Source organism: Synechococcus sp. H55.11, assembly GCF_047462475.1.
In the GTDB taxonomy this organism is placed as follows: Bacteria; Cyanobacteriota; Cyanobacteriia; order Thermostichales; family Thermostichaceae; genus Thermostichus.
On sequence record NZ_JANSJI010000363.1, the window covers coordinates 30,966 to 45,511 of the forward strand.

At 61.2% G+C, this 14,546-nt stretch carries 11 protein-coding genes; 7 read left to right on the forward strand and 4 right to left on the reverse strand.

Annotated features, from left to right (window positions below):
• Positions 1-26: 26 nt before the first annotated feature.
• From ligA to NW853_RS13960, 7 genes are all read left to right on the forward strand, one after another.
• On the forward strand, positions 27-2,063 hold the full coding sequence (ligA, locus tag NW853_RS13930) for an NAD-dependent DNA ligase LigA (protein ID WP_414334719.1): 2,037 nt from the start codon (positions 27-29) through the stop codon (positions 2,061-2,063).
• Between the two features lie 550 nt (positions 2,064-2,613).
• Complete coding sequence (gene clpX / locus NW853_RS13935; protein ID WP_414334720.1) at positions 2,614-3,966, forward strand: ATP-dependent protease ATP-binding subunit ClpX; 1,353 nt, start codon at positions 2,614-2,616, stop codon at positions 3,964-3,966.
• 77 nt (positions 3,967-4,043) lie between these two features.
• Entirely contained in the window at positions 4,044-4,703 is a 660-nt protein-coding gene (locus tag NW853_RS13940; RefSeq protein ID WP_414334721.1) for a potassium channel family protein, read from the forward strand.
• Positions 4,704-4,798: 95 nt separating this feature from the next.
• Positions 4,799-6,172, forward strand: coding sequence for a TrkH family potassium uptake protein (locus tag NW853_RS13945; RefSeq protein WP_414334722.1), 1,374 nt, complete (start codon positions 4,799-4,801; stop codon positions 6,170-6,172).
• Positions 6,173-6,237: 65 nt separating this feature from the next.
• A complete protein-coding gene (locus NW853_RS13950) occupies positions 6,238-7,338 on the forward strand; it encodes a phosphotransacetylase family protein (RefSeq protein ID WP_414334723.1) in 1,101 nt (366 codons plus the stop codon).
• A 442-nt stretch (positions 7,339-7,780) separates the two neighbouring features.
• A complete protein-coding gene (locus NW853_RS13955; RefSeq protein ID WP_414349326.1) occupies positions 7,781-8,284 on the forward strand; it encodes a ribonuclease H family protein in 504 nt (167 codons plus the stop codon).
• Between the two features lie 108 nt (positions 8,285-8,392).
• On the forward strand, positions 8,393-10,039 hold the full coding sequence (locus NW853_RS13960) for a DUF3352 domain-containing protein (protein WP_414349327.1): 1,647 nt from the start codon (positions 8,393-8,395) through the stop codon (positions 10,037-10,039).
• A gap of 45 nt (positions 10,040-10,084) precedes the next feature.
• Here the strand turns inward: NW853_RS13960 and NW853_RS13965 are convergent, their stop codons facing one another.
• The 4 genes from NW853_RS13965 to NW853_RS13980 all read right to left on the reverse strand — a co-directional run bounded on the left by NW853_RS13965 (position 10,085) and on the right by NW853_RS13980 (position 14,344).
• A complete protein-coding gene (locus tag NW853_RS13965; RefSeq protein WP_414336233.1) occupies positions 10,085-10,816 on the reverse strand; it encodes a response regulator in 732 nt (243 codons plus the stop codon).
• A gap of 67 nt (positions 10,817-10,883) precedes the next feature.
• Positions 10,884-11,645, reverse strand: a complete 762-nt coding sequence (locus tag NW853_RS13970) for a sensor histidine kinase (protein ID WP_414349328.1) — start codon at positions 11,643-11,645, stop codon at positions 10,884-10,886.
• A 102-nt stretch (positions 11,646-11,747) separates the two neighbouring features.
• Positions 11,748-13,259 carry a sensor histidine kinase gene (locus NW853_RS13975; RefSeq protein WP_414349330.1) on the reverse strand — a complete coding sequence of 504 codons (1,512 nt, stop codon included), beginning with the start codon at positions 13,257-13,259 and terminating at the stop codon, positions 11,748-11,750.
• 98 nt (positions 13,260-13,357) lie between these two features.
• The gene (locus NW853_RS13980) at positions 13,358-14,344 is read right to left on the reverse strand and encodes a pentapeptide repeat-containing protein (RefSeq protein ID WP_414349331.1); all 987 of its coding nucleotides are present in this window, start codon (positions 14,342-14,344) and stop codon (positions 13,358-13,360) included.
• Positions 14,345-14,546: the final 202 nt, after the last annotated feature.

A 14,546-nucleotide genomic window follows, 5' to 3' on the forward strand; every position in this document is an offset into this window, starting at 1 on the left:
GGGTAGATCTTGCTCACCCAAACGGTATGGATCCCAGACTGGAAGAGCGCGCCCGCGAGCTGCGCGCCCTGCTGCAGAAGGCCAGCATCGCCTACTACGTCCACGATGCCCCCATCCTGGAAGACAGCGTTTACGACCGCCTCTACCGGGAGCTGCAAGAGCTGGAGCGGGCTTACCCCGAACTGGTCACCCCCGACAGCCCTACCCAGCGGGTGGGAGAAAAACCTGCAGAGCATTTTCCTACTGTCTTCCACCGCATCCCCCTCCACAGCTTGGAAAATGCTTTCAACCCAGAAGAGCTAGAGGAGTGGCAAGAGCGCCTGCTGCGAGTTTTGGGCCGCGACAGCGAGACAGAGGAGGAGCTGGAATACGTCTGTGAGCTGAAGATCGATGGCGCCGCCTTGGCCCTGACCTACCTCGATGGTCTTTTGGAGCGGGGCGCTACCCGGGGGGACGGTCAGGCCGGAGAGGACATCACCCCCAACGTGCGCGCCATTCGTTCCATTCCCCTGCGGCTGGCGACGGCAGATCCGCCTCCCGTTTTGGAGGTGCGGGGGGAAGTCTATCTGGCCCTGGCTGAGTTCGAGCGCATCAACCAAGAACGCCGCTCCGCTGGGGATCCCCCCTTTGCCAACCCGCGCAACTGCGCCGCCGGCACCCTGCGCCAATTGGATAGCCGCGTTGTCGCCGCCCGCAAGCTCAGCTTTTTTGCCTATGCCCTCCACTGGCCAGAAGGCTGGCCGAGCGGGGATCCCCCGCAAACCCAGTGGCAGTGCCTGCAGCGGCTCAAGGAGCTGGGATTGCCCGTCAATCCTCTGTCCCAGGTGTGCCGGGGCTTGCAGGAGGTGATCCAATTTTACGAGCGGTGGCGGGGTGCCCAGCTCCCCTACGCCTGCGACGGCGTGGTGGTGAAGCTCAACTCCTTGCGGCTGCAAGAGGAGGCCGGCTTTACACAAAAATTTCCCCGCTGGGCCATTGCCCTCAAATACCCTGCCCAAGAAGTTCCCACCCGCATCCGCGCCATTTTTGCCAGCGTAGGACGTACCGGCGCCGTCACCCCGGTGGCAGAGCTGGAGCCCGTGCTTCTGGCCGGCACCACCGTCAGCCGCGCCAGCCTGCACAATGCCGATCGCCTCGAGGAGCTGGATGTGCACATCGGCGACACGGCCATCGTGCGCAAAGCCGGGGAGATCATCCCCGAGGTGGTGGGGATCCTCAAAGAGTTGCGCCCCCCCGACGCTGTTCCCTACCGCCTGCCCAGCCACTGCCCCGAATGCCACACCCCCCTGGTTCGCCCTGCCGGCGAGGCGATAACCCGCTGCCCCAACCCAGACTGCCCGGCCAAGATCAGGGGGGAACTGCAGCACTGGGCCAGCCGCGACGCTTTGGATATCGAGGGCTTAGGGGAAAAGCGGGTAGCCCAGTTGGTGGAAAAGCTGGGGGTGCGCACCGTGGCCGACCTCTACCGCCTCGCCCCGGAACAGTTGGAGAGTTTGGCAGGGATGGGATCCCGTTCCAGCCAGAAGCTGGTGCAGGCCATTCAGCGCTCCCGCCAACAGCCCTGGGAGCGGGTGCTATATGGATTGGGGATCCCCCATGTGGGGGTGGTGACCGCCCAGACTTTGGCCCAGCATTTCCCCGCCCCAGAACTCTTAGCCCAGGCCAGGGCTGAAGACATCGCCCAGATCTACGGGATAGGGGCGGAAATTGCCGAGGCGGTGGTGGCCTGGTTTGCCGATCCCGCCCACCAGAAGTTGTTGCAGGAGCTGGGGGAGCTGGGGATCCCTGCCCTGCCCCAGCAGAAGGCCCCTGCTGTTTCCCAGGTGCTGGCCGGGAAGAAGTTTGTAATCACTGGCACCTTGCCCACCCTCTCCCGCCAGCAGGCCAAGGCTTGGATTGAGAGCCGCGGCGGCAAAGTGACCGCCAGCGTCAGCCGCCAAACCGACTATGTGGTGGTGGGGTCGGATCCCGGCTCCAAGCTCAAGCAGGCGCAAGAATTGGGGATCCCCCTGCTGAGCGAAGCGGAGCTGTTGGCCCTGGAATCCGGTGATCCGCAGCCTTGACAGGGGTAGATCCCCAGAAAACTTGGGGAAAGTGGGTTGTTCTAACGGCAGGGATGATTTATGATTCAACTCTAGTGAGGAGTGGACGCCAATAGGGGGGAAGCGAACGAAACACGGACAGTTCCTTCCCCTTTTTGGTTGCCAACAAAGGCCGTCACACCCCCCCGAAAGCATCCAACTTAACTGAAAGATCCCTTGGCCTTCGATAGCCATCTTTGCCAGGGCCGGGTAAGTTCTACTATGATGGGATCAGCGGAGACGCATGTTTCCGTTCACTCCTCACACCATCTGCCGCTCGGCGTTCAGTCGGGCGGTTTTTCTGTAGACCTGTCTAGGGGGGTCACAGTTATCTCACAAGAATCTCTGAGCACTTCGCCTGGGAACAAGCCCAGCGGAGATGCTAGACTGATAGACCAGTGAGTTCCACCCGCCTCGGCATTCCTACACTCTCATAGCCGATTTGCCCCACACTTTGATTTGTTTGAATGTCCAGTCTTCCTCTGGCTTTTGCCGGATAGGATAGCCAAGAACAAGCAGCAACGAGGATCCCATGGCCAAATATGACTCCCACTTAAGGTGCTCCTTCTGCAATAAGTCCCAGGATCAAGTGCGTAAGTTGATTGCAGGGCCGGGGGTCTACATTTGTGACGAGTGTGTGGAGCTCTGCAACGAAATTTTGGATGAGGAGCTCTACGACGGCAACCCTCCTGCTACTGCTGCCACTGCCCCTGCCCCCAGTCGTCGCGAAACCACCAAGAAATCTTTTCGCAGCCTGCCTTCTCTGGCGCAGTTGCCTAAGCCGCGCGAGATCATGCGTTATCTTGACCAATATGTGATCGGCCAAGAGAAGGCCAAGAAAGTCTTGTCGGTGGCGGTGTACAACCACTACAAGCGCCTAGCGGCCAAGGCCAACCCCAGCAGCCTCGGAGCTGCGGAGCTGGATGAGGTGGAGCTGCAAAAGTCCAACATCTTGATCATCGGCCCCACCGGCTCCGGCAAAACCCTGCTGGCCGAAACCCTGGCCCGCATGTTGGATGTGCCCTTTGCTGTTGCCGATGCCACCACCCTCACCGAAGCCGGCTACGTCGGCGAAGATGTGGAAAACATCCTGTTGCGCCTGCTGCAGGTGGCGGACATGGATGTGGAAGCAGCCCAGCGCGGCATCATCTACATCGACGAAATCGACAAAATTGCCCGCAAGAGCGAAAACCCCTCCATTACCCGCGACGTTTCCGGCGAAGGGGTGCAGCAGGCTTTGCTGAAGATGCTGGAAGGCACCATCGCCAACGTGCCCCCCCAAGGCGGACGCAAGCACCCCTACCAAGACTGCATTCAAATCGATACTTCGAATATCCTCTTTATCTGCGGGGGCGCTTTTGTCGGCCTAGAGAAGGTAATCGAGCAGCGCATCGGCAAAAAGTCGATGGGCTTTATCAAGCCAGGGGAGCAGCTAGCAGTTACCCGTGAGCAGCGCATGGCCAACGCCCTCAAGGCTTTGGAGCCGGAGGATTTGATCAAGTACGGCATGATCCCCGAATTCACGGGACGAATTCCGGTGGTGGCCACTTTGGATCCGCTGGATGAGAAGGCGCTGGAGGCCATCTTGACGCAGCCTAAGAATGCCATTCTCAAACAGGCGCAAAAGCTGTTGCGCATGGACGGGGTGGAGCTGGAGTTCGAGCCGGCTGCCATTTCTGCCATTGCCAAGGAAGCCTACCGTCGCAAAACGGGGGCGCGGGCGTTGCGGGCCATTGTGGAGGAGCTAATGCTGGATGTAATGTACGAGGCGCCCTCCCGCCGTGACCTAAAGTACATCCGCATCACCGCCGAGATGGTGGAGCGCCGTTCCACGCACGAGCTGATCCCTCACCCTTCCACCCTGCCCAAGCCTGAGTCTGCCTAGGATCTCAGCCCTGCCCGATCCCTGCTGCGTCAGCCTATGATTGGTGTTTGGTTTTGAAGTAAAGGGCAAGGGGGCGCATGGGGCGAGCGGATCGCGAGTATGCGGTGATCGGTCTGGGACGCTTCGGCACGAGTTTGGCCCTCACGCTGATGGAGCGGGGGCACAATGTTTTGGGGATCGACCGCAGCCGGGAGATCGTGCAGCGTCTGGCGGATCAACTGACGCAGGTGGTGGCTCTGGATTCCAGCGATGAGGATGCGCTGCGAGCGGTGGATATTCTCTCCTTCGACACGGTGGTGGTGGCCATCGGCAGCGATTTCGAGAGCAATTTGCTGACGACGGTGGCCCTCAAGAGCTTAGGGGTGCGCAACGTGGTTTGCAAGGCTTCGACGGAGCGGCAGCGCTCGATTCTCTTGCGGGTGGGCGCCGATCGGGTGGTGTTGCCGGAGCAGGAGGCGGGCCGGCGTCTGGCTCAGGTGTTGACGGCACCAGGGATCCTGGATCAACTGGAGCTGGAGCCGGGCTACGGCATTACCGAGCTGGAGGTGCCGGAGGCGTTGGTGGGCCATACGCTGGCGGAGTCAGACTTGCGTCGCCGCTTTGGCATCACGGTCTTGGTGGTGAAGCGAAAACAATCGTTGGTGGTCTCACCGCCAGCAGACTACCTGTTGGAGAAGGGAGATCTGCTGGTGGTGCTGGGGGCCAATACCAATATCTCGCGGCTGAACGAGATGTAAGGGGGGATCCGATGAGAGAGGGTTGTGTCCCGCCGTCGCAACCCGAGGGGGCTGGGGGCTGGGGGTCTGCCCGAGCTGCGGGAAGCCCTCGCCTGATGCTGCCTCAGTCCTCTTGGATCCCGGCCAACCGCTTGCATCGGCTCGTTTTTGGGGACAGGCGTCGCCCGCTGCCGCCGCCTCTGCGCCTGGTCGCAGGGTTGGGCCTGCTGGCGGTGGTGGGAACTTTGCTGCTGATGCTGCCGGGGATCGGGCGCGGAGATCCCTTGAGCTGGAATGAGGCGCTATTCACGGCCATGTCCGCCCTGAGCGTAACGGGGCTCTCGACGATTGTGGCGGCGGAGGATCTCACTCTGCTTGGCCAGATCGTCTTGCTGCTGTTGATCCAAATTGGCGGGGTAGGCTTCATGGTGCTGGCGGTGGTGGTGTTCCAACTGATCGGGCGGCGCATCTCCCTGCTCAACCGCTTGGCGCTGTGCAATTCGCTGGGCCTGATCGATCCGGGGGCCATTCTGGAATTGACGCGGCGGGTGTTGATCGGGGTCACCCTGATCGAGCTGGGAGGGGCCCTGCTGCTCTGGGTGCATTGGCGGGATCTCTACGGGCCAGGTCGGGCGGTTTTTCTGGCCATTTTTCACGCCGTGTCAGCTTTCTGTAATGCGGGGTTCGACCTATTTGGGCAGGAGGGGATCCCTACGGATGGCCTGTCGCTGGCGATCTTGGGCGCTCTGATTTTTATCGGCGGCTTGGGCATCCCGGTTTTGTCGGATTTGTTAACTTGGCCGCGGGGCCACCGTCCCTCTCTGCACACCCGCATCACTCTAGTTGTGGTAGTGGTCTTGCTCTGCACAGGCGGCTTGGGGATGTTCTTGGCCGAGAGTTTGCCCGAGGGATCCCTGCGGGAGCTGAACTGGCCCCGCCGCTTGGGCCTGACGTTTTTTCAATCGGTTTCGGCTCGTACCGCCGGGTTCGCCGGGATCCCCATTGAGGATTTGACCCCGGCAAGTCGGTTGTTGCTGATGGCTCTCATGTTTATCGGGGCAGCTCCGGCTTCTATGGGGGGTGGCATCACCACCGGAACCTTGGCGGTGTTGGTGCTGGCCCTGTGGGGCTATGCCCGCGGCCTGCCCAGCGCCCAGATTGCCGGGCGCAGTTTGGATCCCTCGATGGTGCGCAAGGCGGCGGCGGTGCTGACGGTTTCTCTGTTTGTGGTGCTGTTGGCGGCCTGGCTGATCTTGATTTCCCACGGCAACAGCAGGCTGGATCCGGTGTTGTTTGAAGTGATCTCCGCTTTTGCCACCTGCGGTCTCTCGACGGGGTTTACCGGGGAGCTGAACTTGTTTGGCCAACTGATCATCGTTTTGGTGATGTTCTGGGGCCGCTTGGGGGCACTGACCATCGTCTTGGCTTTGGCCCAACAGCAGCCCCGCCCGTTGGTGACCTACCCTGAAGAGTCGATCCTAATCGGTTAGCTAAGGCAGTCTTCGTTAGACTGGGTATCGGAGTTCTCTGTCTCTCGCGTTGCCAGGAGCCATCCGTGTCCAAGTTCCTTCTCATCGGTTCTACTGAGCCCTTCAGCGGCAAGTCGGCAGCCATCTTGGGTTTGGCCAAGCATTTGCAGCGGCAGGGGGTGCAAGTTACCTACAGCAAGCCGATTGGATCGTGGGCTAGAGAGGATGGCTCCCCGGAAGGGATGGATCCGGATATGCGCTTTGTAGCGGAGACGCTGCGGCTGACTCAGATGCCTCCCATGCTTCTCCAGCTCAACGAAGAGGCGTTGCTGGCTCACATCCAGCAGTCGCTGGAGAAGCTGGCCCCCGCCTGCTCCGTTGCCCCTCTGCTGGAGTTTGCCGAGGGATCCGCTGCGGATTTGATCCTGCTAGAGGGCCCCGCCGATCTCTACGAGGGAGAGTTGTTTGGCCTCTCCTTGGCCAAAATGGCCCAAGCCCTGGATGCTCAGGTACTGCTGATCAACCGCTACCACTCCCCTTTGGCGGTCGATTCTCTTCTCTTTGCCCACCGCCAACTGGGATCCCATTTGGCCGGCGTGCTGCTCAACGATGTGCCGCCCGACCAGATGGAGCCCACCAAGACCACCGTTCGACCCTTCCTGGAGGCGAAAGGGATCCCGGTTTTGGGCATTTTGCCCTCCCACCGCATTTTGCGCAGCATCAGCGTCGGCGAGCTGGCGCGGCAACTGGAGGCCGAGGTGCTCTGCTGCCCAGATCGCCTGGATTTGATGGTAGAAAACATCGCCGTGGGGGCGATGAACGTCAACTCGGCCTTGAAGTACTTCCGCAAGCTGGAGCACAAGGCGGTGATCACCGGCGGAGACCGCACCGATATTCAACTGGCCGCCCTGGAAACTTCCACCCTCTGCCTGATCTTGACCGGCAAGCTGCCTCTGGATCCCCGCATTCAATCTCGAGCAGAAGAGCTGGAAGTGCCGATCCTCTCGGTGGATCTGGACACTTTCACCACCATTAACCGCATCGAACGGGTTTTTGGCCAAATTCGCCTCCATGAGGAGGTGAAAGTCCGCTGCATCCAGGAGCTAATGTCAGCAAATTTTGACTTTTCTCGTCTCTATGCTCATTTGGGCTTGACACAACCCCTAGTGTCAGCGGCGGGCACCTAAAAAAATCATTATCAGACCTCTCTACCCCTAGTGCTTAATTAGATATTTTTCCAAAACTAAGCACTATACCTGATCAAGATGAAAATAAGCTCTGTTCTGGTGCGCTGGCTTCTAGTGTCTGATGCTTTCCAGCATCTGCAATGATTTCTGCAAAAAAACGCAGAGATCTCTCGCCGAGTTGGCCTACTCGCTGAATTGGGGGGATATCATGCGAGTATTCATCACCTCAACACACCACTCCTCCCCCAGGTTTTCTGGGGGTTTTTGTTTGCGCTGTTTTGGCAGGAGTTCCCTATCTCTATACCCTAACGGGGCTTATGCTGCTGATGGTGTGAAATAAGGCTTCGCTGACGCTGTTTCCACTAAATATCTACTAAGTAGTGGCGCTGACAGGCCTGGGGGGGGTTAAGATCGAGTGTCTGTTGTCGAGCAGGGATCCTGAATGATGGCCCAAGTCTCACGGATTCACAACCGTGGAGGAGCGCGCCCTAGCCGTCCGGTTGCTTGCCCCCACAGCGGCATCTTCACTGACGGGGGCTGTTCCCCCAATCCGGGGCCAGGGGGATGGGCGGTGGTGGTGGTTGAGGATGACCAGATTGTGGAAGAGTTTTGGGGAGGGGATCCCGCCAGCACCAACAACCGCATGGAATTGACCGGCCTCATTCGGGCCTTGCAATACTGCCGCGATACCCAGGACAACCGCATGGACACCATCTACAGCGACTCCCATCTCTGTGTGCAGACCTACAACGATTGGATGGAGCGCTGGGCAGCGCAGGGGTGGCGGCGGCGCACGGGGCCGGTGGAAAACCTGGACTTGGTGCAAGAGCTGTATCAACTGAAACGGCAGTGCCCGCAGGTGCGGGTGGCCTGGATCCCGGCCCATCGGGGTCTGCGCTGGAACAAATATGTGGATGGGCTGGTCGCGCGCGCCCGATCCCGGTAGGCATTTCAAGTAACAATTTCTACATATTTTGGTGGGCGGGCCTGGGATCACAGACAGCCTTCGAGTTTATCGCTTATGCTCAAGAGGACGGCTCGTTGCAGGTGTGGTATGCAGGCCCAACTTTATCGTCGCCCCCGTCCGTTCTCCCTGACATTGATGGCGGTGGGGGGCTCTTGGCTTTTGGGCTCCTGTCAGCTCAGGGCACCCCAGGTGCAGTTGCCCGGCGATGTTCTGCCGGAGACGGCGCTGGTTCCCCAATCGGCACCCCTAGTGTTGGCCTTTTCCACCAAACCAGAAGAGGCGCTGCGTACCCACCCTGACCTTTTGGCCCGTTGGGAGAGCTGGACGGCAGAAGCTTGGGCCAGCACCGGCCAGGAGTTCTCCCGCGAGGAGATCCAGACCTGGGCCGGGGATCAATTCACGCTGGCGGTGGTGATCCCCAACCTGGTGCCGGGGGCTGCGGAACCGATGCCTGGGATCCTCTTTGGAGCCAGCACCCGCAACGCCGATCTGTCCAGGCAATTCCTGGCCCAAGTGCGGCAACAGGCAGAGGCGGAAGGGGCCAACTTCGAGCAGCGCCAGGAGCAAGGGGTGACTCTCTACGTGCAAACCAATGGGGAGCCGGGCGAACGGTGGGTGACGGCTGAGTTTGGCAGCCGTTTCGTGGCCCTGGCCAACGATCCCAAGGTGATGGAGCAGGCAATTGCTGTCTATCGCGGCCAGGCGGAGCCCATTAGCCGCGCCGAAGGCTTCCGCACTGCCGTGGGCGATCTCTACCAGAAGCCGGGCACCTTGGCTTTTGCCTACTTCAACTTCCAGGCTTTGCAGGAGGATCCCGAGTCTTTCCGAGATTGGACGCGGGACTGGGATCCGGCAGAGCTGGGATCCCTGCAGCCGCTGCGCTCTTTGGCTATGGCTGCCCACTGGCGGGAGCAGGGCCTGCAGATGCGCCTACTCACCCAACTGGATCCCCAAACCCCGCTGCTGGGCAAGTGGCAGACTGCCCGGGGCGAGCTGATCCAGCGGCTGCCCGGCAGTGCCCTGGCGGTGATCACCACCCAGCAGGTTGCCCAACGCTGGCAGGCGGTTGTGTCGGAGCTGGAAGAGGATCCCCAGGCCAAAGAGTCCCTGGATGAACTGCGGGCCGAGTTCCGCACCAACACCCGCCTGGATCTGGATCGAGACCTGATGGCTTGGCTGGATGGGGAGATGGCCTTGCTGGTGGCGCCCGATGCCCAGGCCCACCCCCTCTTGCAAGGCATGGGGGCGGCTTTGATCATCGAGAGCAGCCAAAAAGACAAAGCCAACGCGGCCCTGGCCCAGTTGGATCGGCTGGCTCAGGAGTCGGGCGCGCGAGTAACGGAAGCCGATGGCCAGGTAACCTGGGCGGATCCCTTGTTTAACCGTCCGCTTCTAACCCGTGCCTGGGAAGGCAACTACCTGATGGTTACCACCAGCACGGCGGCGCTGCAAAGCCTTGCCCAGCGCCAGGGCAATCTGCTTCCTCAAACCGAGCCGCTGAAAACCCTCTACAACCAGTTGCCCAAGCCCAACTACGGCTACTTTTTGCTGAATTGGCGAGGCCTCCGCACGGTGCTGGAAGCCGCCTTGCCGGGTGGGCTGGCCAGCGTAGAGCCGGAAGCCCGCGAGCTGCTGACCCGCATCGATGGGGTGGGGATCACCAGCTACCCCGCCGGGGAGCACGCCTTTGGGCTGGAGCTGCTGGTTACCGTTCCGCCCAAGCCACAGCCGTAAGCCCCTTCTCCCCTCTCCCAGAGGGAGAGGGATCGGGGGTGAGGGCTACAACCGGATCAGGCCGTAGGTGAGGGCGTAGCGCACCAGCTCGGTGCGGCTGCTGGTGCCCGTCTTGTTGAGGAGGCGGGTGACGTATTTTTCCACGTTGCGCACGCTGGTTTGCAGTTGTTTGGCAATTTCTTTGTTCATCAGACCTTCTGCCACCTTCTCCAACACCTGCTGTTCCCGCGGCGTCAGCTCCACCTTAATCGGTGGGGGCAAAGGAGTTGGGGTGAGGGGCTGAGAGGGACTGGTTGGGGGGAGAGTTCGCTCCGACAGCAGGGCGCGAATCGAGGCCAGCTCGCGGGCCACCACTTCCGAGGGGCTAGCCGCGCGCGAGCGCTCGATGAGATTGGAGACAATGGCCACCAGCTCTTCCGGATCGAAGGGCTTGGGCAAGTAGGCATCGACGCCGGCCCGGTAGCCCTGGATGCGGTCGGCAGTCATGCCTTTGGCGGTGAGGAACACCACCGGCAGATGGCTGTAGGGCTCGAGTTTTCGCACTTGCGCCAAAAATTGGTAGCCGTCCATGCCCGGCATCATGATGTCGGAGATGATCAGTTGCGGTTGGGCCGTGCCGAGAAGCTGCAGAGCCTGCTGGGCGTTGGCAGCCGGGATCACCTCAAAGCCGCTGTCTTCTAGGTAGGCTTGCACTGCCTCCCGCAGACCTGGCTCGTCATCTACCAACAAGATGCGGGCCAAGGCAGGTTCGGGTTTGGCTTGAGCGGAGGGGGCCATTGGGCAGCTCCTGGATGGCTTTCAAGATTTTGGCTGGGAGAAACACCCTTGCTCACATTTTCAAGCTCTACTGGGCCGTGGGCAATCTGAGGCGAAAACAAGAGCCTTGGGGGGAGCTGTCCACGCGAAGGTCTCCTCCCATCTGGGTGGCCAAGTCGCGGCTAATGGCCAACCCCAGCCCCTGTCCTGGCTTAGAAAGATCCGCCCGAAAGAAAGGGTCAAAGATCCGCTCCAGGTTCTCGGGGTGGATGCCGGGGCCATTGTCACAGACGGCGATGGCTACTGACCGCTGCGAGTCAGGTGAGCAATCCTCAACCAACTCCACCTTCAGCCAAATCTGACCTGGGGGCGGGGTATATTTGCAGGCGTTGTCGATTAGGTTATCCAGCACCTGCCGCAGGGCGCGCGGATCGCCTTGTACAGGGGGCAGCGAAGGGGGCAGAACGGCCTGAAAGCGGTGTCCCTGGGTTTCCGCCAGGGCTTGATAAATGGGGATCCACTCCCGCAGCAGGTCAGGCAAGGAGAGGGACTGAAGTTGGAGAGGAGCCGGGATCCCGTCCAAACGCTCGAACTCCGCCAGCAGATCTTGCAGATGCTTGCACTCCTGTTCAATGCTCAGGCCAATCCAGTGGTTGCGATCTTCTGGGGGCAAGCGTTTTTGTAGTAACTTGGCCAACGTGCTCAGAGCGGTGAGAGGGTTGCGCATCTCGTGGAGCAAGGTGGAGAGCTGCTGCGCAGAGAGAGTTACCCCCTTGACTCTGGGATCCCCAGCTCCACAGGCAGGCTCTGGCTCTGGATGGTGTTCGGCAACTTTTCTGGCTCTCGGCATGGATCCAATCTCTAGACTCTCCCGGCGCTGGCAGATCGATCCTAGCCCCATCTCCCCTGCGATCCGCCATAAGGATATCGGGATGAGAGCGGGATCGGTGGCTCATAGCTGGCGGGGCAGGTAGATGTTGAGAATTTCCCCCCGGTGGGCGCGGTGGCGCACGGTGAGGTAGCCCCCCAAGGCGCGGAACAAGGTTTGGGTGACGGGAAGGCTGAGGCTCACTGCACCCGTATCCGGCTGCACGACCAACAACTGCCCAATGGCTTGGGGAGATTTGGGCTCTGAGTCGGCAGCGGCGTTGCTGGCCTCAGGTGTGTTGACCTGAAACTGGAGTTTGACCAGCTCGCCAGCGCTGACCAGCTGGGCGCGAATGTGGCTGCCGGCCGGTGTGCTGCGGGCAATGCGATCCACCATGCCGAACAGCACCGCTTCCAGCGCCTTGGGATCGCTGACCACATCCGGCAGCTCGTCGGGGATCTGCAGCTCCAGTTGGGATCCCCGTCGTTTCACCTGCTCCTGCCAGCGAGGTAGGTTTTGCCGCACCAAGTCCACCAACGCAATGGGCTCTAGCTGGAGCCGACGCCCTTCGCCGGGAGTGGCAGCGGGCATCACCGTTTCCGTGGCCTGGAAGAACAGCCCGAAGCGGTTGATCTGCTCGGTACATTCGCGATCGATTTTCTCTACGTATTCCCGTACCCGTGGCGGCAGGTCGCGCCGCTTCAGAATGAGACTGACCAAGGTGCGGATGGTGCTAAGGGGGGTCTGGATCTCGTGAATGAGAGCCCGCAACAGTTCTGCCTCCGAAAGGCTGCTCTGTTGACCAGAGGACTGGCTCTGGGGAGAGGAATCTGTGGGGGAAGGGGGAGAGGAAGCTGCCGAGAGCCGCCCCTTCTTGGTGTCTTCTGGCCGGGTTGGGGGCGCAGGGGAGTTCTCCACCTCAGCTCTGGCAGGGGGCAGGCAAGCGGGCGAGGAGCCCGATTCGGCCAAGTTCCCTAACAAAAGAAGGCTGCTGAAGCGGGCCAGCACCCGCACATGCGGCTGCATCAGTGGATAGTGGATGGCCAACTCTCGCCAAGCAGCAAGCTGATCCGGCCTGCCCTGTTGAACCCGCTGCTCCAGGCTTTGCCAAGCCCGATGCACCACCTCCGGCTCAAAAGACACCATCATGCCTCTTTGCCGCGTGTGGGGGTGATACCCTTGGGCGGCCACCGCCGAAAAAACAGGGGTGAGCACCAGCAAAAAAGGCTCCTCCACCAAGGGATCCCGCGGCAGGAGAGGGATCACCGTCTGGCCAGGGGTCAGGATCGACTCCGGCGACAGATCGGGGGTAAACAGCCAGGGGGCTTCGCAGGCCGGCTCTTGCAGCTTCAGGTTGGGTTCTGGGGCGTCGATGGGCAGCGGCAGCTGGGGCAGCGGATCCCGCACCACCCAGGGGGGCCACCAAGACACCGGCCCACCGATCACCACGCCAAACCGTCCCACCTCTTGCCATAGCTGGAGCAGGGCTGCCACCGTCTGCTGCCACGAGCGCTCTCCTGCTCCCGGCAACCATTCTGGCAAAGGCAGAGCAGCCCACAAGGCTTCCATCAAGGACAGAAATCGGCGGCTGTTCACAGATCCCTTTGTCCCACCCTTCCCCTGTAGGCTAGCGGTTGTGGTGCTCCCAGGACAGCGGAAAACCTCACCTGCTCCAGGGCGGATCCCCGCCTTGCTCACCCAATCCGTCCATCCGGCAGGGTTGCCCCGCGCAAATTGGCCCCGCTGAGGTTAGCCGTGCTTAGATCGGCTCGGGTCAGGATCGCGTCGCCGAGATCGGCGTTTTCCAGGTTGGTGCGCCCCAAGTAGGCGTCCACCAGGTTGGCATGCCTCAAATCGGCCCCGGCCAGATTGGCCCGACTGAGATCCGTCCGCGCCAGCTTGGCCGAGCGCAGGCAACTGGCGGAAAAATCGGCCCCGGCCAGATCTGCCTCACTCAAGTTGGCTTCTGTCAGATTCACCTGGCGCAGTATCGCCCCCTTCAAGTTGGCCCGCATCATCTGCACTCCTTGCAGGTTTGCTCCTGTAAAGGCAGCCCCCCTCAGGTCGGTCTCGCTCAGGATGGCTCCCTGCAAACAGGCCTGCTGCAGATTGGCCCCTTGCAAGTTGGCCCTGAGCAGGCTGGCCTCTTTGAGATTGGCCCCGCTCAGGTCGGCCCGCGTCAAATCCGCTCCCGCCAGGTTGGCTCCGCTCAGGTCGGCGCGGCTGAGATTGGCGTTGCGCAACACCGCTCCCCGACGACTATCGAGTCGCAAGTTGGCCCCCCGCAGACAAGCCCCCCCCAAGTTGGCGCTGGTGAGGTTAGCCCAGCGCAGATCCGCATCCAGCAGATTGGCATCCAGCAGCAGGGCCAGGGTCAGGTTGGCCCCATGCAAATCTGCCCCCTGCAAAGTGGCGCCGTGCAACTGAGCATCTCTGAGATCCGCCTCGCTCAAGTCCGCCTGGCTGAGGTTGGCCCCACCGAGGTTAGCCCCAACAAGGTTGGCCTTCTGCAGCTTGGCCCGCCCCAAAAAAGCAAAAATCAAATTGGCACTGCGCAGGTTGGCTTGCGAGAGATCCACCCCGATTAAATCGGCCCGGCTTAGATCCAGGGCGGCTAGGTTTTCGCCCGCAAAGTTAGTGCGTCCTGCCCGGTAGAGGCGGAGCAGCTCCTTGGCATCCATAGGTAGAGAGGGGAAGCTCAGATGAAGCAGTGAGGGGGGATCTAACTGGTGGCCATTCTAGAAGAAAATCACGACGTTTCCCTACCGCTCTGCGCCGCCCTCACCCCAGCCCCTCTCCCAGCCCTCACCCCCAGCCCCTCTCCCAACGGGAGAGGGGAGTTAGAGCGGCGCGTTGGCGACAGCGTATGGAATTCGAAGGCGA